This window comes from Acidovorax sp. SUPP2825 (genome assembly GCF_030158995.1).
In the GTDB taxonomy this organism is placed as follows: domain Bacteria; phylum Pseudomonadota; class Gammaproteobacteria; order Burkholderiales; family Burkholderiaceae_C; genus Paracidovorax.
This window is the reverse complement of the sequence record NZ_BQXK01000018.1, coordinates 37,936-58,376: the sequence shown is the minus strand read 5'-3', so window position 1 is coordinate 58,376 and position 20,441 is coordinate 37,936. Positions and strand designations below refer to the sequence as shown.

Here is a 20,441-nt window from a genome sequence, read left to right as displayed (position 1 = left end):
ACGCCTCAGTGGAAGAACCGCTGCGCGACCACCAGCATGAGCGGCACCGTCACCAGCGCCAGCGCCGTGGACACGGCGATGCTGGCCGTCACCTCGTCCTGCATGGTGTCGTAGCGCTGCGTGAACAGGAACACGTTGGCCCCCACCGGCAGCGAAGCCGCCAGGAACATCACCGCCGTCGAGGTGCCGCCCAGGCCGAAGGCCCAGGCCAGCGCCAGCAGCAGCAACGGGTGCGCCAGGTTCTTGACCAGCGAAATGCGCAGCGCGTCGCGCGCATGGTGGCCCACCTTGCTGAACGCCAGCGTCACGCCCACCAGCAGCAGGGCCATGGGCCCGAGGGCCATGCCCAGCAGCTGCAGCGGCTTGTCCACCACCTCGGGCAGGTGCAGGCCGGTCTGCGCGAACAGCAACCCGGCCAGGATGGGCAGCGGCACCGGGTGCAGGATGCCGTTGCGCACCGCCTGCAGCACCGTGTGCAGCATGGGGCGCGGCGGGCTGCGGCCGTCGCGCTGGCTTTCATGCGCCTGCGCCAGCTCGAACACCACCGTGGCCGCCGTGAGCAAAATGAGCGCGTGCAGCGAGATCAGCGTGAACAGCGTCACCAGCCCTTCCTGGCCGTAGACCAGCCCGACCAGCGGCACGCCGATCATGATGGTGTTGCTGAACATGCTGGCCAGGCCGAAGGCGGCCGAGCGGGTGGAGAACCCCATGACCGCCAGCGACACCACGAACACCAGCCCGGCCGCGAGAAAGTACAGGCCCACCGGCTCGAAGTTCAGGTCCTGCACGCGCGACGTGCCCATGGTGCGAAACAGCAGCGCGGGCGTGAGCACCAGGAACACCAGGTTGGACAGGTCCTTGACCGCCGAGGCCCGCACCCAGCCCAGCCGCCCCGCGAGAAAGCCGATGGCGATGAACAGGATCACCGGGATCATGGAGGCGAAGACGGGGGAGTTCACGGGGCGATCCTGCGGGCAAAGCCGTCGATTATCCGTGCCCCGCCCCGCCCCGCCCCGCCCCGGGCCCGTCAGGAAGGCATTGCGGACTTTCCGGATTCCGCCAGACACCCCCCTCTACAATCGCGCCGTTGGTGCTCGCGGCGTGGTTCACATGCCGCAGTTCAACGGGAAGCAGGAGGACACCCCGGCAACCGGCCGCTGATGCGCAGCGCCGGCCTGCCGACCCGTCCCGCCTGCGCTGCCCCCGCAACGGTCAAACGGACGAATGCACACCGGCCATCCCCGCCGAGGTGCCTTCAGCATCCCTCTACACAGCCACTGGACGCCTTGAACAAGCGCTGGGAAGGCGAGGAATGCAGCGCCGTCAGCCCGGATACCGGCCAACGAGGTGAGTGCGCTGCCTGCCTGCATACATGAGTGAATGAACGGGCGGCGCATTCGTATCGCCCAGACGCCGGCGGGGATGCCGGCCAGGGTTGCTTTTTTGATCGCCCCTCCCTTCCCATGAAGCCCGTCCTTCGTGCGCGCGCCGCTGCGCTCCCGTTCGCCCTCGCGGCCGCCTATCCCGGCCTTTGCGCCCATGCCCAGGCCGAAGGCAGCGCGGCCCCCGCCACCCTGGCCCCGGTCACCGTCACCGAAGACCGCGGCGTCGCCACACCGCTGGTGCTGCCCTCGACCGCCGGCAGCCGGCTGGAACTCACGCCCTTCGAGACGCCCGCCAGCGTGGCCATCGTGCCGGGCGAGCTGATCCGCGCCCTGGGCACCACGTCGGTCATCGACGCCAAGACGCTCGCGCCCGGCATGAGTTCGGCCAACAGCCCGGGCAACGGCGGCAATGTGCTCAGCGCCCGCGGCTTCACCGGCGTCAACTCCGTCAAGCAGCTCTACAACGGCCTGGAACTCTCCAACGCCGGCGGCGTGGTGAGCTTCCCCTTCGATCCGTGGAGCGTCGAGCGCATCGAGGCGCTGTACGGCCCGGCTTCGGTGCTCTACGGCGCCGGTGCCATCGGCGGCGCGGTCAACGTGGTGAGCAAGCGGCCCGACCCGGCGCAGGCCTCGCACGAGATCGGCCTGGGCGTGGGCTCCGACAACGCGCGGCACGAAGCCTTCAGCAGCACCGGCCCGATGGGCAACGGCCTGTCCTACCGGCTGGACCTGAGCCACCGCAGCGCGGACAACTGGGTGGACCGCGGAGCGTCCGACACCCTGGCCGCGTCGGCCTCGCTGCGCTACGACCGGTCGCCCCAGCTGAACTTCATCCTGGCCGCCGACTACGGCCGCCAAAAGCCCATGCACTACCTCGGCACCCCGGTGTTCAATGGCGCGCCCGTGCCGGGCACCGAGACGCTGAACTACAACATCGCCGACAGCGACCTGTTTTTCCAGGACCAGTGGACCACGCTGGACACCGAGTGGAAGCCCTCGGCCGATGTCACGGTGCACAACACGCTCTACCGGCTGACCCACAACCGCCGCTACCGCGATGCCACCGTGTTCACCTACCTGCCCGCCACCGCGTCGGTGCGCCGCAGCAGCTACCGGGACATTTCCTACTCGCGGCAGACGCAGGAAGGCGTCAACACCTACGCCAGGTTCCAGGGCCGGATCGCCGGCATGAAGAACACGTTCCTCGCCGGCTTCCAGCTCGAGCGCAGCTTCTACGATCGCTTCGACAACGTCCGGGGCGGCACCTCCACCGTCGATGCGCTGCACCCGGTGCCGGGCCTCTACCGCGATGCGTGGCGGGGCGAGTCGATCCCCATGTACTACCTGGACCTCGACCGCGTCGGCGTCTTCTTCGAAAACCACCTGACGCTGAGCCAGCGCTGGTCCGTGGTGGCCGGCCTGCGCAGCGACAGCTACCGCGCCGAACGCGAAGACCGCCAGTTGCGCAACACCACCCGCGGCAAGGTCAGCGGCACCAGCGGCAGCCTGGGCGTGGTCTTCAACCCGGTGCCGGAAGTAGCGCTGTACGGCCAGATCGCCACGGCGCAGGACCCGGTCACCTCGCTGGCGAGCATCGGCGCCAACCAGCAGGGCTTCGGCCTGTCCCAGGGCCGGCAGATCGAATTCGGCCTCAAGCAAAGCCTCTGGGGCGGCCGCTTCGACTGGACGCTGGCGGCCTACCACCTCGTCAAGAAGGACCTGCTGACCGCCAACCTGGCCAACCCCACCCTCCAGGAACAGGTGGGCCAGCAGTCCTCGCGCGGCATCGAGGCCTCGGCATCCGCCCGGCTGGGCGCCTGGCGGGTGGAGGTCAACGGCACGGTGCTCGATCCGAAGTTCGACGACTTCCGGGCCCAGGTCGGCAGCGGCACGCAGCAACTGGCGGGCAAGGTGCCGATGACCGTGCCCAGGCGCAGCGCCAACCTGAGCGCCTTCTGGGAATTCGCCCCTCGGTGGACCGCGCGCACGGCCCTGCAGTACGTGGGCCAGCGCTTCGTGAACAACACCAACACCGCCTCGCTGCCCTCGTACACCGTGGTCCAGGCCGGCGTGAACTGGCGGGCCATGGCGGGGATGACGCTGGACCTGCGGGTGGACAACCTCTTGGACAAGCGCTATGCCACGCAGGGCTCGGAAGTGCAGTGGATTCTCGGCCGGCCCCGCACCGTCTGGCTGACCGGCACCCATGCGTTCTGACATGCGTTCCGATGCCCCCGTCCCGCAGGGCCAGGGCAGCCGGCGGGCCCTGCTTCGGGCCTGGGGTGCGGCCGGTGCGGCGGGCATCGCCGGCGCGGCCTGGCTGCCGGGCCGCGCGCCGGCCCAGGCCAGGGAGGCCACGGCCATCACCGACGACCTGGGCCGCAGCGTGTCCGTTTCGCTGCCCCTGCGGCGCGTGGTCGTGTTCAACCGCTACACGACGGAGTTCATCCGCGCCATCGGGGCCATGCCGGCCGTGGTTGGCGTGGACTTCGACGGCAGCAAGCACCCCGACTACTGGCCGGGCGTGACCTCCGGCATGCTCGCCGGCAGCGGACAGTCCAGCGTCCACTACGAGGCCATCGTCGGCATGCAGGCCGATGCCGTCTTCATGCCGCGCAACAGCGACTGGAAGCAGGCCGAGCGGGTGCTCAAGCCCTTCGGCATTCCAGTCATCGTGGTCACCGGCTGGGATCTGCTCAAGCACGAGTGGAACGTCGCGCTGCTGGGCCGGCTGTTCCACCGGACCGAGGGGGCCGCGCGGCTCAACGCCTTCTACCGCCACTGGCGCGACACGCTGCGGGACCGCCTGCAGGGGGCCACGCCCCGGCGCGTGTATTTCGAGGAGGTCGGCCCCTACAAGACCGTGCTGCAGGGCTCGGGCTGGCACGACATGATCGAGGCCGGCGGCGGCACCAACGTGTTCGGCGACATCCGGCTGCCCGGCGGCGTGTCGCCGCGCGGCAACGTGCAGAACTTCGAGGTGGACCCCGAAGAGGTGGCGGCCCGCCGGCCCGAGGTCGTCGTCAAGCTGCAGCCCGGCCAGTACCTGCCGCACCCGCGGGCCTTCTCGGCCGACGTGCTCGGCCAACTGGCCGCGCGGCCGGGCTGGGAGGGTACGCCGGCCGTGCGCCACCGGCAGATCCACCACCTGAGCTACTACCTCGCATCGGGCTGTTCCAAGATCACCGGTGCCCTGCAGATCGCGCAGTGGCTGCACCCCGGGCGCATGGCCGGCATCGACCCGGAGGCGGTCATGGGCACCTGGCTGCAGACATTCCAGGGCGTGCCGGCGCAGCGCGGCTACGCCTGGTCGCTGGACCGCATGAAGGGCGGCGAATGAACCCGACCGATGCCGGACCGGCCTCCCCCGCCATCGCGGCGCTGCAGCACGCCGTGGGCCGCCTGCGGGCCAGCCGCTGGCGCATCGCGGCCCTGGCGGTGTTCGCCCTGGGCCTGGCCGTGCTGGCCTCGCTCAGCCTGGGCGTGCAGTCCCAGCCGGTCGGCACGGTGCTGCGCCAGCTGCTGTCGCTGCTGCCGGGCCTGGAGGCCTGGGCCCACGACGGACCGCAGCGCAACGTGCTGCTGCAACTGCGCCTGCCGCGCACCGCCATGGCGCTGGTCTGCGGGGCCGGGCTGTCCATGGCCGGCGTGGCCATGCAGGGCATCACCCGCAACCCGCTGGTCAGCCCGTACACGCTGGGCATCTCGCCGGCCGCGGCGTTCGGCGCGTCCATCGCCATCCTGCTGGGCTGGAACAGCCTGCCCGCCACCGGCGCCTGGTGGACAGTGGCGCTGGCCTTCGCCTCGGCCATGGTGTGCGCGGCCGGGGTGCTGGGCCTGGCCTCGCTGCGCGGCGTGCATGCCATGGTGCTGGTGCTGGCCGGCGTGGCCTTCACCTACCTCTTCGGCGCGCTCACCGCGGCGCTCCAGTTCTTCGCCAGCGAGCAGCAGCTCGCGGCCATCGTGCACTGGACCTTCGGGTCGCTCAACGGCCGCTCCTGGAACGAGGTGGGGGTGGCCGGCGGCATCTGCCTGGTGTGCGCGCCGGTGCTGCTCGCCCATGCGGGCGCGCTCAACGCCTTCAGCGCCGGCGGCGACGATGTGGCCGCGTCGCTGGGGGTGCCCGTCGCCCGGGCCCGCATCGCGATCACGCTGGCCGCCGTGCTGTGCAGCGCGGCCATCGTCAGCTTCACCGGCGTGATCGGCTTCGTCGGGCTGGTGGCGCCGCACATCGCGCGCCTGCTGATCGGCGGCGACCACCGCGCGCTGCTGCCCTTCGCGGCCGTGGTGGGCGGGTTGCTGGTGCTGCTGGCCGACATGGCGGGCCGCCTGCTCTTCGCGCCGGTGGTGGTGCCGGTCGGCATCGTCGTCGCCTTCCTGGGCGTGCCGCTGTTCCTGCACCTGCTGCTCACGCGGCGCAACGAGATGTCGGCATGAGCGGCGCATCGGCCACCGCGCCACCTGCCCTGGTGCGCGCCGAGGGCCTGCGCAGCCGCTACGGCGGGCGCGCCTCGCCCGAGGTGCTGCAGGGCATCGACCTGGTGCTGCAGCCCGGCGAAGTGCTGGGCCTGGTCGGCCCCAACGGTTCGGGCAAGAGTTCGCTGCTCAAGTGCCTGGCCGGCCTGCGGCCGCTGAGCGGCGGCCAATTGCAGCTCGAGGGCCGTGCGCTGGCCGGCTGCACGCGCCAGGAGATCGCCCGTGCCGTCGCCTACGTGCCCCAGCACACCGGCCCCGGCATGTCGCTGCGGGTGCTGGACATGGTGCGGCTGGGCCGGCTGCCGCACCGGGGCCGCAGCTCGCCGCAGCAGGACGAGGCCATCTGCCTGGCCGCGATCGAGCGCCTGGCACTGGAGGCGCTGGCCCTGCGCCACTTCAGCGACCTCAGCGGCGGCGAGCGCCAGCGCGTGCTGATGGCCCGCGCCTGGGCCCAGCAAGGCCGCCTGCTGCTGCTGGACGAGCCCACCAGCGACCTGGACTTGCGCCACCAGCTCGCCACGCTGCAGACCGTGCGCGAGCTGTCGCGCCAGCGCGGCGCGGGGGCCGTCATCGCCATCCACGACCTGGCCCTGGCCGCGCGCTTTTGCGACCGGCTGCTGATGCTGCGCGGCGGCCGCGTGCTCGATGCCGGCGCGCCCGCGCAGGTGCTCACGCCCACCAACGTGAAGGCGCTGTTCGGCGTCGGTGCGCGCATCGGCACCGATGGCGGGCTGCCCTATGTGATCCCGATGGACCCGACACCCGACGAAAGCGCTTTCCCATGAACCCCAGCGACCCGATCCGCCCTCCCCTACGGCGCGCGGCCATCCTTCTGGCCAAGGCCTCCATCACCGGCGCGGCCGTTCGCGAGATGGAAGAACTCGCCCAGCGCGCCCAGGCCGCGATGGCGGGCTGCTTCGCGGCGGTGGTGCCTGCCTTCAGCGAACAGGGCAGCCCGAGCCTGCGCGAAGCGCTGGACGCCCTGGCCGCTGGGAACGTTGCGGACGAAATCGCCATCGTCCCGCTGCTCCTGCCGATGGAGCCGGGCTTTCGCACCTGGATCACCGGCGCGGTGCAGCGCTGGATGCGCGATGCGCAGGCGCCGCGGCGGCCCGGCGTGACGCTGTGCATGCCACCTGGCGACACCCTGGCCGTCGATGCGCTGGTGCACGGCCTGCTGCAATCCACCACGGTCCCCATCGACGCGCCCGCCGCGGCCCCTTCGGCCGGTTCGGTGATTCCGCCGCAAAAGCGCCGAGTGCTCGTCTGCCAGGGCGGCCCCTGCAACCACGCGGGCGCCGCGCTCGTCTGGGGCCACCTGCGCAACGAGCAAAAGCGCCTGGACTTGCGCAACACCGGCGAGGGCATGATGAGCGCCCGCACCAGCTGCCTGGGGCCCTGCAACCTCGCGCCGGTGGTGCAGGTGTTCCCGGAGGGCACGTGGTACGGCGGCGTGGACGAGGCCGGCATCGACCGCATCGTCGAATCCCACCTGCTGCGCGGCGAGCCCGTGGCCGAGCTGGCCTACCCGCAGGTGCCCGGCAAGCAGACCCTGCGCTGAGAGACGGGCGCTGCGCTCGGGCAGCGCCCCGCCGACGGCCTTCTGTAGCCGCCGGAGCGCCTGAACGCATCCACCCCGTTTGCAAGACGGTGCCGGGCGACACTCTCCATGTCTGGCGTCTGCCACCGGAGAAATCCCCATCGAAATGGGTTCCAGCACAATCAAATCTAAGGCATTGTGCTATTAAATTAATAGCAAATTATCCTGACCCCATTCGCCGGGGGGCGGACGGCGCCGAGCCGCCCGCCCCCGGCGCCCGCTCAGAACGTCGCCTTCACGCCCACCTTCAGGCTGCGGCCCGGCAGCGGCGACTTCGGAAACGCCGTGGTGGTCAGGATCGACGTGGCGCTGTAGGCCAGCTTGTCGGTGATGTTGTCGAGGCGCGCATACCACAGCAGGTTGCTGCGCGTGGCGCCGAACTGCACCTGCTGGTGGTAGCCCACCGAGGCGTTCCACAGCGTGTAGGCGCCGGTGGTGCGGGTGCCGTCGCTGGGCACGCGGTCCTGGGCGGCCAGGTGGTCAAAGCCCACGCCGGCGCGCCACGGGCCACTCGCCCAGGCCAGCGTGCTTCCGAGGCGCAGCGGCGCGATGCGCGGCAGCGGCTCGCCCGTGTCCTCGTTGGTGGCGCGCACGAGGTCGCCGCGCAACTGCAGGTCGAGCGTCGATGCCGTGTCGCCGAACAGCGTGGCGCCGGCCAGGCCGCTCTCGCCCACCAGGCGCACGCTGCCGCTCGCTTCCAGGCCGTAGAACTTGGCGCGCACGCCCTGGTAGCGGTACTCGGGCAGCGCACCATCCGTGCCGGCGGGCACGCGCTCGCCCTCTTCCGTCAGGCTGGCGCCCGTGGGCGTGAGGCCGATGTAGTTGGAGAACCGGCTGTAGAACGCGGTGACGGCGAATCGCTGGGGCCCGCTCTTCCACGCGGCGCCCACGTCGATGCTGGTCGCCTTCTCCAGGCCCAGGCGGCTGTCGCCCGTCTCCCAGGCGCCGGTGGCGATGTGCGGGCCGTTGGCGAACAGCTCGTAGTCCTTGGGCGCGCGCTGGGTGTACGACAGGTTGGAGGTCAGCTGCCAGTCGGGCGCCAGGTTCACGAGCGCGCCCACTGCCGCGCTGTGCGGGTGGAAGGTGTGCTTGCCGGTGTCGAAGCGGTCGGTGTCGGCGCTGCCGAACGACTCCACGCTCACCTGCTCGGTGCGGGCGCCGAAGGTCAGCTTGCCCCAGCCGGTGGCCAGTTCCTCGTGCGCGAACAGCGCGGTGGACCGGCTGCGGCTGTAGGGCGCGAAGGCCTCTTCGCCCACCGCCGAGAAGCGCGACGACTCGGCCTGCAGGCCGATCACGCCCTGCAGCGCGCCCAGCGGCGCGTGCTTGGCCTCCAGCCGCAGGTCGTTGCCCCGGTTGCGGAAGGTGGTGCCGGCCTCGCCGCCCTCGAATTCGGTGTGCACGTAGTCGGTGTGGCTGGCCTGCATCTTGATGCTCTGCAGCGGGCCCGCGTCGATGCGCCACTCGCCGTCCAGCGCGTAGCGGTTGGAGCGCATGCCGATGGTCACGTCGTCCTCGGCCACGGTGCCGTAGTCGTTGCGGTAGGTGCTGGCCGAGGCGCCCAGGTAGCCGCGGTCGAAGAACACCGTGCCGCCCACCGCGCCGCCGCGCGTGTGGCTGGCGGAGTTGCAGATGCGGCGCGCCAGGCCCGGCGAGCCGGGCTTTTCGCAGGCCAGGTCGGCCGGGGCGCGCACGTCGTCGGTGTCGCGGTCGAACACGTCCACGTGCAGCGCATAGCGGTCGTTGCCGCCCTCCACCATCGCGCCGCCCGAGCGCTCGCCGTTGCCCGTGGCGGCCGCCGCCTCGGCCTTGCCGGCCACGCCGTTGATGGGCTCGCGGGGAATGCGGTTGTCGATCACGTTGACCACGCCGCCCACGGCGCTGCCGCCGTACAGCAGTGCCGCCGGGCCGCGCAGGACCTCGATGCGCTCGGTCACCAGCGCCTCGGTGGGCACGGCATGGTCGAAGCTCAGGGCCGAGGCGTCCAGCGTGGCGCCGCTGTTTTGCAGGATGCGGATGCGGTCGCCGTCCAGGCCCCGGATGATGGGGCGGCTGGCGTTGGGGCCGAAGTAGGTGCTGCTCACGCCCGGCAGGCCGTCCAGCGTCTCGCCCAGGGTGGACTGGGTGCGCAGGGTGAGCGCATCGCCCGACAGCTGCGCGGCCGGCGCGACCACGGTGGCGGCACCCAGCGGGTTGCCGGTGACGGTCACCTCGGGCAGGCGCGCGGTAGGCGTGGGCGTGGATGCGCTGGCAGCCGGGATGCCCGTGGGTGCGGGTTCGGCAGGTGCCTGGGCGATGGCGGCGGCCGACTGGGCATGCACGGCCGGCACCAGGCCGGGGCCACCCAGCGCAAGGAGTGCGGCCCAGGCCAGGGGGCGCAACGTGGCACGGCGCGAAGCGGCGGTGCGGGGGGCGCGCACGGTGGAGGTGTGGGAGTTCATGGACAAAGGCTTCACGAAAAAAGAGAGCGGCGGCCCGCACGCGCGGCTCCATCCGCGCCCGCCCGGACCACGCCCAGGCTGGCGGGACGGCCCCATCGCTGTGCAGGCAGTCAGGCCAAAAAGTGCCACCAGCGCATATTCATCTAGGGCAGGTAGCTATCAAAAAAGGAGTAGCCCCGTATGGCGGCCGGTGGCCGCAGGGGGGCGCGCTTCAGCCCTATGCGGGGGGCGCGCGGGCGAGAAAGGCCGACCGCTGGCGCGTGCCGGTGTGCGAGGCGTGTTCCGGCAGCGGTGCCTGCGCGGCGCCGTGCACCGTCGGCAGCACCAGGGCCGCCAGCAGCGCGCCGCCGAGCAGGAGCTGGTCCAGCAGCTGGCAGTCGGCGCCGTGGTGGCCGGCGAACAACGCGTGGAGTGCGTCGCCGCCCTGCCCTGGCCGCGCATCGGGCGCCGTGGGCGCCGTGGCATGGTGCGCCACGCCCGCCGGCCAGGAGACGGAGGCCGAGGCGAGGCCCGGCGCCCCGCCGTGCACCACCTGGTGCATGCGGCCGAGCAATGGCGCCAGCAGCAGCGCGAACGCGATCCACCAGACGGCGATGCGTCGGCGGTGCGGCAGTGGCTGCGGGCGCGCGGGTGTCATGGGGAACGTGGGGGCGGTGGGGCTGGGCGCTGTGTCAGCGAAACACTCGCATCACTGGACGGGCCTGGCGTCGACCATGCGGTAGAACAGGCCGTACTCGTCGTTGCGCAGCGTCTCGAAGCGGCCCTCGACCACCACGGGTTCGAGCGAATACGTGACGGGGGACGAGGCCTTCACCTCGACCATGCTCTCCGGCCCGCCGGGAATGCAGAAGGCGCAGGTCAGCGGCACCGAGGTGAGCAAAAAGTGCCGCTGCTGCGGCTTGGCCGTCATGGGCACCATGAAGCCCTGCACGCGCTGCACGGTTTGGTTCAGCGCCTTCTGCTCGGGGTTGAAGACCGGCTCGATGCGGGTCTTGAGGGTTTTCTTCTGCAAGTTGGTCAGCGTGGACCAGGGGACCACGTCGCTGCGCGTGGGCAGCGGCTTGATCGGGCTTTGCGGGCTGTGGTAGCCCGCGCCGTTGCCCGGGGGCAGCCCACCGCCGCCCAGCGGGGACGACAGCGCCGCGCCGGCACCGTCCGGCACCTGCGCGCCGGCCACGCCGCAGGCCAGCAGGCAGGCGAATGCGAGGGGGATGGCTTTCATGCGGGGGTCCTCAAAAAGGCGGCGAACGGCGGCCGGGCGCCCTGCCCGGCCTGAGCGATTGTCGCAGGCGCCCGGCCGGGGCGGGCCCGGGGACGGATCAATGCTGGTGCTTCATGCCGCAGAACTTGCCGATGGCCAGGCCCTTGCACGCCGCCTGCAGTTCCTTCTCGCAGGTGTCGTGGCCCTTGCCGGATTCCAGGCACTTGGCGGCGGCCTCGTGCGCGGCGGCCATGGCGCGGTGGCGCTGGATGTCGGCCTTGGTATCGGCGTCGGAATGCTGCTGCGCCTGGGCGGCAACGGCGGCCAGCAGAAAGAGCGGCGCGAGCGCCAGGGCGCGGAGTCGGGAGGTGGCGGTCATGGAAAAAGTCCTTTCAGGGAGGTGAGTGACAAAAACAGGGGGAAGGGTTCGGGGCCGTCCAGGCATCGCGGCATTCCAGGTCAGGGCCGCGCCAGCAGGTCGGCCACGTCCACCCGGTACGCCTGCACGGCCGGCAGCAGCGCCGCCACCGCCGCCACGGCCACCGCGAGGCCGGGCACCGCCCATTCCTCGGGCAGCCACAGCGCGCCGGTGACGGGCATGGCGTTCTGCGCCTGCAGCATCCAGCCCACCACCGCCGCCAGCGCATGGCCGGCGGCCAGGCCCAGGGCCGAGGCGATCAGCGCCAGCCACAGCGCCTCGGCGAGCAGCAGGCCGCCCACACGCGCGGGCGAGGCGCCCAGCATGCGCAGCATGGCCAGGTCGGCGCGGCGCTCGCGCACGGCGTTCCACAGCGCGATGAAGACGCTCAACGCCGCCACGCCCAGCAGCACCGCGCCGAAGGCCTGCAGCACGTCGGCGCCCACGCCCAGCAGGCGCAGCAGGCGCGTCACCTCGACGGCGGGCGCGGCGGCCTGCATGGGGGTGTTGGCATTGATGTAGCGCGGCAGGGTCACGGCCGCGAGCGGGCTGCGGTAGCGCACCAGCGCCAGCGTTACCTCGCGCTCCTGGCGCAGCGCCTCCAGATCGTCGGGGTCGTCGGCCTGCGCGCTTTCGTGCACCTTCCACACGGATTCGGTGGCGGTGAGCACCAGCCGGTCCAGCACGCAGCCGCAGGGCGCGAGCACGCCCGCCACGGTGTAGGGGTGGTCGCCGTGCGCGTGCCCCCCGCCGGCCAGGCCATGGCTGCCCACGAACCGCCGGCCCAGCAGCGCGTCGCCCTGCCCCGGCGCGGCATCCTGCGCGGCGCTGGCCATGGCGCGCGCCACCGCGGCGCCCAGCACGGCCTCCATGGGCTGCTGCCACAGGCGGCCCTGGGACAGCGCGGCGCCGTAGTGCGCGGGGTACTGCGGCGTGGTGCCCACGATGCGGTAGCCGGAGAAGCTGTCGCCCAGGCTCAGCGGAATGGCCTCGGCCACCAGCGGCTGGCGGGCCAGCGCCTCGAAGTCGGCCAGGGCGATGTTGCCGGGCGGCACGTCGATGTGGAACACGCCCGCCAGGATCAGCTGCAGCGGGCTGCCCTTGGCCCCCACCACCAGGTCGATGCCCTGCACGTCGCGCTCGAACGCCTGGTCGATCTGGCGGCTGACCAGCAGCACCAGCGTGACCGCGGCGAGGCCGAGCGCGAGCAGCAGCAGGTTGAGCGCGGCCGGCAGCGGGCGCGACCACAGGTAACGCCACGAAAGGCCCAGGACGTTTGCTATATTTTTCATAGCGATATGCCCTAGGGTTGATTGCCCTGCAGGCCGATTTCATTCAGATCCAGGCGCTGGGCGCCCGGCCGGTCCGCCAGGGCCTGCGCTGCGCGCCGGTCGTGCGTGGCGACCACCAGGCTGGCGCCGCACGCCTCGGCGCAGGCCGTGAGCAGCGCCAGCGCATCGGCGGCCGCCTCGTCGTCCAGGCTGGCGGTCGGCTCGTCGGCCAGCAGCACCCGGGGCGACAGCAGCACGGCGCGCGCCAGGGCCACGCGCTGCGCCTGCCCGCCCGACAGTTGATGCGGCCGGCGGCCCGCCAGGTCGGCCACGCCCAGGCGGTCGAGCGCGGCGTGGATGGCGGCGGCATCGCGCGGCAGCCCGGCGGCGAAGTACGGCAGCGCGAGGTTCTCGGCCACGGTGAGCGCGGCGCTCAGGTGCAGGGTCTGCGGCACGAAGCCGATGTGGCGCGCCCGCCAGGCATCGCGCGCCGCGCCACCCAGGCGGTCCAGCGCCTGGCCCGCCACCTCCACCGTGCCGGCGCTGGCGCGGCGCAGCCCGGCCACCAGGGCCAGCCAGGTCGATTTGCCCGAGCCCGAGCGCCCCTGCAGCAGCAGACAGCCGCCCTGCGGCAGGTCCACATCAGGAAACTGTAGCGGTGCGGTGCCGGCGTGGGCGAAGGCCAGCGCCTGCGTGCGGATCACTCGCCGTCCCCGGGGTGCGCGGTTTGCGCGCACACGGCGCACCGGCCGCGCACGGCGACGTCCAGCGCCAGGCGGTCGTGGCCGGCCGAGGCCAGGGCCTTCAGCATCTGGCGCGCGGCCGCCTGCAGCGGGGCACCCCCTTCGGTGACGGGAAACTGCCGGTGGCAGTCGTTGCACTCGAAATGCGGCGCGGCAGGCTCGCTCTTGTGGCCCACCAGGGTGTAGCGGGCCACGCGCTGGGCATCGATGTGCCGGCGCATCAGCCCGGCGCTGGCCAGCCGGTCCAGCAGCCGGTAGACCGTGACGCGGTTGACCACCACGCCCCGCCGGGCCAGGGCGGATTCCACCTCCGCGCCGGACACCGCGACGGAGGGCTGCGAGGACATCAGCGCCAGCAGCGCGCGCGTGGCGCGGGTGGAACGCAGGCCGGGCGGCAGGGCGCGGGGCGCGGACGGATCGGGGTGGGGAGAACGGGGCATGGCGGGCGGCCAGCGGCGCGCGCAAAGGCGCCGGGGATGGCTTGGTAACGCAAACGGGTTGCATTATGGCAGCTTTGCCCCAGGCCACCCTTTCCGTTCGGCCGTCTGGCGGGTGGCCCGCTGGCCTGACCCGGCCGCTACGGCGCCTGCCCGTCCTGCAGTTTCCGGAGCTGGCGCCGCAGCCGCACGTTGTCCAGGCTGAGGGCCAGCCAGGAGAGGCCGAAGAGTCCGTAGAACACCGCCTCCCCGAAAAATGTGAAGGCCAGCCAGGACGCACCCGCGCACGCCAATGCCGTCACCAGCAGGTACGCGCCGTCCTTGAAAGAAGAAGATGGGGCCATGGAGATCACCTCGCCCGCGACAGGCTCTGGGGGGACAGCGCCAGGGTCATGCGCCCCGCATGCCGGCGCTGGTAGATCTGCGGGTGGGTCTGCAGCACCGTGCCCACCTGCGGGTTGAGAAAGCCGTGGCGCGACGCGTAGAACAGCACGTCCGACAGCCCGGTGCCGCCCGAGATCACCCGCCCGGTGGCCACGGCCGCGCTGCCCACCGCCGCCCCGGCGAAGTAGGCCACGCCCAATGCCCCCAGCATGGCCAGGCGCTCGGGCAGCGTGCCGGCGACAACCAGCTCGCCCACCGTCACCCGCGGCCCGTGCACACGGGCGGCGTCCACCAGGGTCTTGATGGTGCCCACGATCAACGCGTAATTCGGGAACGCGGTGGCCGGCACGGGAATCCCGAGCGCCTCCATGTTCTCCCGCCAATAGTCCAGCCACCGGGGTTCATTCTCTGCACCTGCCGACACGGTTCGACCTCCGCCTGAGTCCTTGTTTTGACAGGGCGCAAGTCTAGACAAAAACCGAAGGATTTTGCCGATGAATTACGTAACCATTGGTCGAATCAATGGCCCGCGACCGCAGGCCACCGGGGCGCCGCCGGCTCAGTCCGGCTTCAGGAACCGGGTGAACGTCTTGCGGAATTTCTCCACCTTGGGCCCCACCACGTAGGCACAGTAGCCCTGGCCGGGGTGGTTCAGAAAGTAGTCCTGGTGGTAATCCTCGGCCGGCCAGTAGCCCTTGAGCGGCACCACCTCGGTCACGATGGGGGCGCCGAAGAGCTTGTCCTGCGACATCTGCCGCACCATCGCCTCGGCTTCGCTTTGGTGCTCGGGGGTCTCGGTGTAGATGCCGCTGCGGTACTGCGTGCCCACGTCGTTGCCCTGGCGGTTCAGCGTGGTGGGGTCGTGCGTGGCGAAGAAGATCTCCAGCAGGTCGCGCAGCGCGATCACCGCGGGGTCGAAGGTCAGCCGCACCACCTCGGCATGGCCGGTGGTGCCGGTGCAGACGTCCTCGTACGTGGGGTTGGGTTCGCGGCCGTTGGCGTAGCCGCTCTCAACGTCGATCACGCCGCGAACGCGGTCGAACACGGCTTCGGTGCACCAGAAGCAGCCGCCGCCCAGGGTGATGGTTTGCAGTGTCATGGGATGGTCTTACAGGGTAGGAGTGGCGATCGGGCCATTATGGAAGTCCCACCGCGTTGACGCTGCTCTGCGGGATTGCTACATTACTAACCAGTCAGTCATTAATTATGAATTCGTCCCCCTCCCCCGCCCCCCAGCCGTCCACCGAGGCCTCCAAGCGCGAGCGCCGCAAGGAGGCACGGCCGGGCGAACTGCTGGACGCCGCGCTGGAACTCTTCGTCGAGAAGGGCTACGCCGCCACCAAGGTGGACGAGGTCGCGGCCCGCGCCGGGGTGTCCAAGGGCACGCTGTTCCTGTACTTCCCGAGCAAGGAAGACCTTTTCAAGGAGGTGGTGCGCCAGAACATCGGCCGCCATTTCCCCGAATGGGACCTGGAGATCGACCAGTACCCCCACAGCACCGCCGAGCTGCTGCGCTACGCCTACCAGCTGTGGTGGGAACGCATCGGCGCCACGCCCGCCTCCGGCATCACCAAGCTGATGCTCGGCGAATCCAACAACTTTCCCGACATCGTGGCGTTCTACCGCAATGAAGTGGTCGAGCCCGGCCAGAGGCTCATCGGCCGCATCCTGAAGCGCGGCGTGGACCGGGGCGAGTTCCGCGTGCCCGACATGGATTGCGGCATCCACGTCGTGCTGGCGCCGCTCATCTTCATGACGATGTGGAAGCACTCCACGGCCTGCATGCCCGACCTGGAGCGGCTCACACCCGAGCGCTTCATCGCCGCGCAGGTGGACAACCTCCTGTGCGGGCTCTGCGTGCCGGTGGCCGCGCCGCCCGCGGCCCCTAAAATCGAGGGTTGACCCGATCCACGATCCCGCCCGGAGTAACCCCATGAACATGCCCCTGAACACGTCCGCCAACATCAGCGATCCCATCCTGCAGGCCCGCTACAACATGATCGAGCAGCAGATCCGCCCTTGGAACGTGCTGGACACCGACGTGCTGGACCTGCTGTCCGTGGTGCGCCGCGAGGAATTCGTGCCGCCCGCCTACCGCAGCATGGCGTTCATGGACATGGAGATCCCTCTCAATGCCTCCAACGAGCTGGCCCAGCGCCTGGGCCAGTGCATGCTGGCCCCGCGCGTGGAAGCCCGCCTGCTGCAGGACCTGCAGGTCAAGCCGACCGACCGGGTGCTGGAGATCGGCGCCGGCTCGGGCTACATGGCGGCCCTGCTGGCCCACCGCGCCGCGCAGGTCCTGGCGCTGGAGATCGAACCCGATCTGGTCGAATTCGCCCGCGAAAACCTGCGCAGCGCCGGCGTGCTGAATGCCGAGGTGCGACAGGCCGATGGCGCCCAGGGTGCGGTGGAGCAAGGCCCCTTCGACGTGATCGTGCTCAGCGGCTCGGTGAGCGACGTGCCGCAGGCCCTGCTGTCGCAACTGAGCGAAGGCGGCCGGCTCGCCGCCGTCGTGGGCCAGGAGCCGATGATGCGCGCCACGTTCATCCGCCGCACCGGCGACCGTTTCGAGACCACGCAGCCGTGGGACACCATCGCCCCGCGCCTGCTGCACTTTCCCGAGCCATCGCGCTTCACCTTCTGATCCCCTTTCGTCTTTCTCAGGAATCCGCATGATCGACCACGTCCGCCCCGCCCAGCTCACCGAGTGGCTCGCCGCCACCCCCGTCGGTGCCCGCCCGCTGGTGCTGGACGTGCGCGAGCCGTGGGAGCTGCAGACCGCGAGCGTCGCCGCCGAGGACGGGTTCGATGTGGCCGCCATCCCGATGGGCGAGTTGCCCTCGCGCCTGGCCGAACTGGACCGCGATCGCCCCACCGCCTGCCTGTGCCACCACGGCGTGCGCAGCCTGCGCGTGGCGAACTACCTCGACCAGCAGGGCTTCGACCACGTGGCCAACATCAGCGGCGGCATCGATGCCTGGTCGCACGAGCGCGACGCGGCGGTCCCCCGGTACTGATCGATCCCCGTGGCCGCGGCATCGGGCCCGGCAGCGTGGGGCGCCACGCCTTCCTTTTCCTGAAAGACGTTCATGACGACCTTGCTTCGGTGCATTCCCTTGTCCCTGGCCGTGGCCGCTGCGCTCGCCAGTTTCGGCGCGCAGGCCCAGAGCCTGTCCCAGCTGGTGGAGATGGCGCGCGGCTATGACGCGCCCTTCCAGGCCGCCAAGGCGCAGTACGACGCCGCCGGCAGCCGCGCCGAGCAGGCCCGGGCCGGGTTGCTGCCCAGCGCCGGCCTCTCCGCCGGGGCCAACTACGCCAAGACGGAGGTCAATCGCCCGCCGGTGGACCTGAGCGCCCCCAGCCAGAGTGTGGGCCTCACCGCCTCGCAGCCGCTGTACCGCCCGGCCAACCGCATCACCTTCGAGCAGGGCCAGCGCGGCATCGACATCGCGCAGGCCCAACTCGAAGGCGTGGCGCAGGACCTCATCGTGCGGGTCAGCCAGGCGTATTTCGACGTACTGGCCGCGCGCGACACCCTCACTTTCGTGCAGGCCCAGAAAGCCGCGGTGGCCGAGCAGCTGGCATCGGCCAAGCGCAACTTCGAGGTGGGCACCTCCACCGTGACCGATTCACGCGAGGCGCAGGCGCGCTTCGATCTGGTCGTCGCCCAGGAGATCGCCGCCGACAACGACCTGCGCGTGAAGCAACTGGCGCTCGACCAGGTGGTGGGCCGCCCCGGCGTGGCGCCGCAGCCGCTGGCCCAGCCGGTGCAGTTGCCCGAGGTCGCCCCCGCCGACGTGGGCACCTGGGTGCGCTCGGCCGAAGAACTGCAGCCGCAGGTGCGCCAGGCCGCCATCGCGCTCGACGTGGCCCGCCTGGAGACGAAGAAGGCCGAAACCGGCCACCTGCCCACCGTGGACCTGCAGGCCGGCTACAGCGTCTCGCGCAACCCCAAGGGCACGCCGACGATTCCCAACGTCAACTCCCGCACCAACAACACCACCGTGGGCGTTCAGCTCACGCTGCCGCTGTTCGCGGGCTTTTCGGTACAGAACCGCGTGAAGGAAACCCTGTCGCTCGAAGACAAGGCGCTGGCCGACCTGGACAACGCCCGCCGCACCGTGGCGCAGGCCACGCGCGCCGCGTTCTACGGCGTGCAGTCCGGCCAGGGCCAGGTGCGCGCCCTGGAGGCGGCCGAAGCCTCCAGCCAGAGCGCGCTGGAGGCCAACCAGCTGGGCTACCAGGTGGGCGTGCGCATCAACATCGACGTGCTCAACTCCCAGAGCCAGCTCTACCAGACCAAGCGCGACCTCGCCCAGGCCCGCTACAACGTGCTGCTGGGCACGCTCAAGCTGCGCCAGGCCGCGGGCACGCTGTCGCAGGACGATCTGCTGGCCATTGATGCGCTGACGGTGCGCTGAGGCCTTCTCCGCCCGGGCGCGGCGGTCGGAAGGAGAGCCGCGGCTAAGCAGCGGCTAAGGCGGGCCGCTCAGCCGCTCGTAGATCGCGTGGATGCCGTCGCGGGGCGGCATCTCGCCAAAGAACGGGTCCTGAAGCAATTCCTGGGCGCTGGCGCGCTCGTCAGGGTCCTGCGCGATCATGCGGTTGAGAAGGCGGACGACATCGGCCTTGCTGTCCGACGGCAGCGCCTTCAACGCGTCCATGAACGGAAAGGTCTCCGCCGAAGACGCCCTGCTGATGCCGACCAGGCCCATGGGGTAGTCCGGCGGTTTCAGGAAATGCACGAGCAACTGGGCCACGCTGTAGACGTCGCGCTTGTGGTGGCTGGCAGAGGCACGCATTTCGACGTATCCCCAGGTACCCATGCGCAGGGGCTCCCCCTTCTCGCCCCCCAGGCCCATGTCGATCAGCCGGAACATCTTCTGGCGTTCGTCGTAGAGCACGTTGTTGTGCGAAATGTCCTGGTGCACCACCCCCTCGTCGGCGAAACGCGAGGCGCCGATGAGCACGTCGGCCACCATCTCCCAGGCCAGGGCCAGGTACTCCAGCGGCTCGATGTCCCCCTGATTGAGCGCCTGGCGGGACCGGTCGATCACCTGGCTGACCTTGGGGCCTTCGATCTTCTCCGCCAGGATCCCGAACAGGCTGCCGATCTGGACCAGGCCGTAGACCCGCATGACCTGGGCGGTGTCGCCGAGCGCCGCCGCCACCTGGTATTCCTTGTGGATCTTGGCCTTCTCCTGCTCTATGGCATCGGCCGGGTCAGCGCCCTCCTCCAGCGTGTCGTACAGCTTGCGCGAGGTCGGGTTGGCAGGATCGGTGCACAGCATGGCCTTGAACACGAAGTCGCGTCCGCAGTCCCTGCCATCGCGCCAGAAGTTCTCGGACAGCCGCACCGCATACGCGGTGCCTGCGGCGCCTGTGCCCAAGCGCCGCAAGCTATGCGCGGGCCGGGATGTGTCGTCGCTGGAAGGCTCCAGCGCGACGACGGTGAACCCGTTGCCGATGTCCGCCGCGCCCGGTTTCAGCGCGGCCAGCCGGTCCATCAGGTCCGGCGCGCTGCACTGCTGGCTGAGCTTGCGCACCAGGCGCGGGCTGAGCACCACGCCCGGGCTGGTCGAGCGCATCACGCTCTGGAGACGCCGCTCCTGGCCTAGGGCCAGGGCGGCGTTCCAGGAGTCTGACGACCGGTGCCGCGCCACCGGCGTGGGCGGATCCAGCAGGGCCGCGAGGCTCGACGACGGACTGGGAAAAGCCTTCGCCCCCGGGCTGGACCGAGGCGTCGACAACGGGCTGCCGCTCCCCGGCAACGAGCGGGGGCTGAACCCCCCGGCCATGCGGTCGCCGAGCGCGGGAAGCTGCGCATTGAACCGCAACCCCTCCCCGGCCCGCTCGCCCAGCTTCAGCCGTCGTCGCTCCAGCAGGAGCGACGCGTGGCCGGCCTCGGGGGCAGGAAGACTGCGGTTCGTTGGCGGCTGTGGCGTCTGGTTGTCGGATCTCCGGGTGTCCTCCACGCCCTTGGGGGCGCTTCCCGTTGAGGGTGGGGTGATCATGCTGGGCGCGTGCTGGAAGTTGGATGCGGCAGAGGGCACCACTAAATCCCAGCCGGTGAACTGTCAGGTGCGCT

General features: G+C 71.0%; 21 protein-coding genes and 1 riboswitch. Of the genes, 9 read left to right on the top strand and 12 right to left on the bottom strand.

The window, feature by feature from the left end; translation table 11 throughout:
- Positions 1-5: 5 nt before the first annotated feature.
- Complete coding sequence (locus tag AVAK2825_RS19565; protein WP_284401994.1) at positions 6-959, bottom strand: AEC family transporter; 954 nt, start codon at positions 957-959, stop codon at positions 6-8.
- A gap of 112 nt (positions 960-1,071) precedes the next feature.
- A riboswitch (cobalamin riboswitch) is annotated at positions 1,072-1,358 on the top strand.
- A 105-nt stretch (positions 1,359-1,463) separates the two neighbouring features.
- Between AVAK2825_RS19565 and AVAK2825_RS19560 the strand changes: the two genes are divergently transcribed.
- From AVAK2825_RS19560 to AVAK2825_RS19540, 5 genes are read left to right on the top strand one after another with little or no spacing between them, the layout of a single operon-like run.
- Positions 1,464-3,602: a TonB-dependent receptor gene (locus AVAK2825_RS19560; RefSeq protein ID WP_284401992.1), complete on the top strand. Its 2,139-nt coding sequence runs from the start codon at positions 1,464-1,466 to the stop codon at positions 3,600-3,602.
- Position 3,603: 1 nt separating this feature from the next.
- A complete protein-coding gene (locus AVAK2825_RS19555; RefSeq protein ID WP_284401990.1) occupies positions 3,604-4,725 on the top strand; it encodes an ABC transporter substrate-binding protein in 1,122 nt (373 codons plus the stop codon).
- A complete protein-coding gene (locus tag AVAK2825_RS19550) occupies positions 4,722-5,822 on the top strand; it encodes a FecCD family ABC transporter permease (protein WP_284401988.1) in 1,101 nt (366 codons plus the stop codon). The genes AVAK2825_RS19555 and AVAK2825_RS19550 overlap by 4 nt, the downstream gene beginning before the upstream one ends.
- Positions 5,819-6,646: an ABC transporter ATP-binding protein gene (locus tag AVAK2825_RS19545; RefSeq protein ID WP_284401987.1), complete on the top strand. Its 828-nt coding sequence runs from the start codon at positions 5,819-5,821 to the stop codon at positions 6,644-6,646. The genes AVAK2825_RS19550 and AVAK2825_RS19545 overlap by 4 nt, the downstream gene beginning before the upstream one ends.
- Positions 6,643-7,422: a (2Fe-2S) ferredoxin domain-containing protein gene (locus tag AVAK2825_RS19540; RefSeq protein ID WP_284401985.1), complete on the top strand. Its 780-nt coding sequence runs from the start codon at positions 6,643-6,645 to the stop codon at positions 7,420-7,422. The genes AVAK2825_RS19545 and AVAK2825_RS19540 overlap by 4 nt, the downstream gene beginning before the upstream one ends.
- Before the next feature lie 260 nt (positions 7,423-7,682).
- Here AVAK2825_RS19540 and AVAK2825_RS19535 read toward each other — a convergent pair whose 3' ends face one another.
- The 10 genes from AVAK2825_RS19535 to msrA form a co-directional block, all read right to left on the bottom strand.
- On the bottom strand, positions 7,683-9,899 hold the full coding sequence (locus tag AVAK2825_RS19535) for a TonB-dependent receptor (protein ID WP_284401984.1): 2,217 nt from the start codon (positions 9,897-9,899) through the stop codon (positions 7,683-7,685).
- A 217-nt stretch (positions 9,900-10,116) separates the two neighbouring features.
- Positions 10,117-10,536: a hypothetical protein gene (locus AVAK2825_RS19530; protein WP_284401982.1), complete on the bottom strand. Its 420-nt coding sequence runs from the start codon at positions 10,534-10,536 to the stop codon at positions 10,117-10,119.
- A gap of 51 nt (positions 10,537-10,587) precedes the next feature.
- Positions 10,588-11,121: a DUF3299 domain-containing protein gene (locus tag AVAK2825_RS19525; RefSeq protein WP_284401981.1), complete on the bottom strand. Its 534-nt coding sequence runs from the start codon at positions 11,119-11,121 to the stop codon at positions 10,588-10,590.
- Positions 11,122-11,218: 97 nt separating this feature from the next.
- Positions 11,219-11,479, bottom strand: a complete 261-nt coding sequence (locus AVAK2825_RS19520) for a hypothetical protein (RefSeq protein WP_284401979.1) — start codon at positions 11,477-11,479, stop codon at positions 11,219-11,221.
- A gap of 80 nt (positions 11,480-11,559) precedes the next feature.
- Positions 11,560-12,810 carry an FtsX-like permease family protein gene (locus AVAK2825_RS19515; protein WP_284401977.1) on the bottom strand — a complete coding sequence of 417 codons (1,251 nt, stop codon included), beginning with the start codon at positions 12,808-12,810 and terminating at the stop codon, positions 11,560-11,562.
- Positions 12,811-12,821: 11 nt separating this feature from the next.
- The gene (locus tag AVAK2825_RS19510) at positions 12,822-13,493 is read right to left on the bottom strand and encodes an ABC transporter ATP-binding protein (protein WP_284401974.1); all 672 of its coding nucleotides are present in this window, start codon (positions 13,491-13,493) and stop codon (positions 12,822-12,824) included.
- Entirely contained in the window at positions 13,490-13,972 is a 483-nt protein-coding gene (locus AVAK2825_RS19505; protein ID WP_284401971.1) for a Fur family transcriptional regulator, read from the bottom strand. The genes AVAK2825_RS19510 and AVAK2825_RS19505 overlap by 4 nt, the downstream gene beginning before the upstream one ends.
- A gap of 137 nt (positions 13,973-14,109) precedes the next feature.
- A complete protein-coding gene (locus tag AVAK2825_RS19500) occupies positions 14,110-14,313 on the bottom strand; it encodes a hypothetical protein (RefSeq protein ID WP_284401970.1) in 204 nt (67 codons plus the stop codon).
- Between the two features lie 5 nt (positions 14,314-14,318).
- The gene (locus AVAK2825_RS19495; RefSeq protein WP_284401968.1) at positions 14,319-14,777 is read right to left on the bottom strand and encodes a hypothetical protein; all 459 of its coding nucleotides are present in this window, start codon (positions 14,775-14,777) and stop codon (positions 14,319-14,321) included.
- A gap of 135 nt (positions 14,778-14,912) precedes the next feature.
- Positions 14,913-15,452, bottom strand: a complete 540-nt coding sequence (msrA, locus tag AVAK2825_RS19490) for a peptide-methionine (S)-S-oxide reductase MsrA (protein WP_284401966.1) — start codon at positions 15,450-15,452, stop codon at positions 14,913-14,915.
- Between the two features lie 107 nt (positions 15,453-15,559).
- Between msrA and AVAK2825_RS19485 the strand changes: the two genes are divergently transcribed.
- The 4 genes from AVAK2825_RS19485 to AVAK2825_RS19470 all read left to right on the top strand — a co-directional run bounded on the left by AVAK2825_RS19485 (position 15,560) and on the right by AVAK2825_RS19470 (position 18,774).
- A complete protein-coding gene (locus tag AVAK2825_RS19485) occupies positions 15,560-16,255 on the top strand; it encodes a TetR/AcrR family transcriptional regulator (protein ID WP_284401964.1) in 696 nt (231 codons plus the stop codon).
- 31 nt (positions 16,256-16,286) lie between these two features.
- On the top strand, positions 16,287-16,997 hold the full coding sequence (locus AVAK2825_RS19480) for a protein-L-isoaspartate O-methyltransferase family protein (protein ID WP_284401962.1): 711 nt from the start codon (positions 16,287-16,289) through the stop codon (positions 16,995-16,997).
- Between the two features lie 28 nt (positions 16,998-17,025).
- On the top strand, positions 17,026-17,370 hold the full coding sequence (locus AVAK2825_RS19475; protein WP_284401961.1) for a rhodanese-like domain-containing protein: 345 nt from the start codon (positions 17,026-17,028) through the stop codon (positions 17,368-17,370).
- 72 nt (positions 17,371-17,442) lie between these two features.
- Positions 17,443-18,774, top strand: coding sequence for a TolC family outer membrane protein (locus tag AVAK2825_RS19470; RefSeq protein WP_284401959.1), 1,332 nt, complete (start codon positions 17,443-17,445; stop codon positions 18,772-18,774).
- A gap of 54 nt (positions 18,775-18,828) precedes the next feature.
- On the opposite strand, the gene xopAU is transcribed toward AVAK2825_RS19470, so the two are convergent.
- Positions 18,829-20,367 (bottom strand): XopAU family type III secretion system effector serine/threonine kinase, encoded by a 1,539-nt coding sequence (gene xopAU, locus AVAK2825_RS19465; RefSeq protein ID WP_284401957.1) that lies wholly within the window; start codon positions 20,365-20,367, stop codon positions 18,829-18,831.
- Between the last annotated feature and the right edge of the window lie 74 nt (positions 20,368-20,441).

What these genes read in the sequence shown, in the direction of transcription:
- AVAK2825_RS19560 (WP_284401992.1), top strand. Translation starts at nt 1,464, where the DNA reads ATGAAGCCCGTCCTTCGTGCGCGCGCCGCTGCGCTCCCGTTCGCCCTC.
- AVAK2825_RS19545 (WP_284401987.1), top strand. Translation starts at nt 5,819, where the DNA reads ATGAGCGGCGCATCGGCCACCGCGCCACCTGCCCTGGTGCGCGCCGAG.
- AVAK2825_RS19530 (WP_284401982.1), bottom strand. Translation starts at nt 10,536, where the DNA reads ATGACACCCGCGCGCCCGCAGCCACTGCCGCACCGCCGACGCATCGCC.
- AVAK2825_RS19515 (WP_284401977.1), bottom strand. Translation starts at nt 12,810, where the DNA reads ATGAAAAATATAGCAAACGTCCTGGGCCTTTCGTGGCGTTACCTGTGG.
- AVAK2825_RS19520 (WP_284401979.1), bottom strand. Translation starts at nt 11,479, where the DNA reads ATGACCGCCACCTCCCGACTCCGCGCCCTGGCGCTCGCGCCGCTCTTT.
- AVAK2825_RS19555 (WP_284401990.1), top strand. Translation starts at nt 3,604, where the DNA reads ATGCGTTCCGATGCCCCCGTCCCGCAGGGCCAGGGCAGCCGGCGGGCC.
- AVAK2825_RS19475 (WP_284401961.1), top strand. Translation starts at nt 17,026, where the DNA reads ATGATCGACCACGTCCGCCCCGCCCAGCTCACCGAGTGGCTCGCCGCC.
- AVAK2825_RS19470 (WP_284401959.1), top strand. Translation starts at nt 17,443, where the DNA reads ATGACGACCTTGCTTCGGTGCATTCCCTTGTCCCTGGCCGTGGCCGCT.
- AVAK2825_RS19480 (WP_284401962.1), top strand. Translation starts at nt 16,287, where the DNA reads ATGAACATGCCCCTGAACACGTCCGCCAACATCAGCGATCCCATCCTG.
- AVAK2825_RS19500 (WP_284401970.1), bottom strand. Translation starts at nt 14,313, where the DNA reads ATGGCCCCATCTTCTTCTTTCAAGGACGGCGCGTACCTGCTGGTGACG.
- AVAK2825_RS19485 (WP_284401964.1), top strand. Translation starts at nt 15,560, where the DNA reads ATGAATTCGTCCCCCTCCCCCGCCCCCCAGCCGTCCACCGAGGCCTCC.
- AVAK2825_RS19540 (WP_284401985.1), top strand. Translation starts at nt 6,643, where the DNA reads ATGAACCCCAGCGACCCGATCCGCCCTCCCCTACGGCGCGCGGCCATC.
- AVAK2825_RS19505 (WP_284401971.1), bottom strand. Translation starts at nt 13,972, where the DNA reads ATGCCCCGTTCTCCCCACCCCGATCCGTCCGCGCCCCGCGCCCTGCCG.
- xopAU (WP_284401957.1), bottom strand. Translation starts at nt 20,367, where the DNA reads ATGATCACCCCACCCTCAACGGGAAGCGCCCCCAAGGGCGTGGAGGAC.
- AVAK2825_RS19550 (WP_284401988.1), top strand. Translation starts at nt 4,722, where the DNA reads ATGAACCCGACCGATGCCGGACCGGCCTCCCCCGCCATCGCGGCGCTG.
- AVAK2825_RS19535 (WP_284401984.1), bottom strand. Translation starts at nt 9,899, where the DNA reads ATGAACTCCCACACCTCCACCGTGCGCGCCCCCCGCACCGCCGCTTCG.
- msrA (WP_284401966.1), bottom strand. Translation starts at nt 15,452, where the DNA reads ATGACACTGCAAACCATCACCCTGGGCGGCGGCTGCTTCTGGTGCACC.
- AVAK2825_RS19525 (WP_284401981.1), bottom strand. Translation starts at nt 11,121, where the DNA reads ATGAAAGCCATCCCCCTCGCATTCGCCTGCCTGCTGGCCTGCGGCGTG.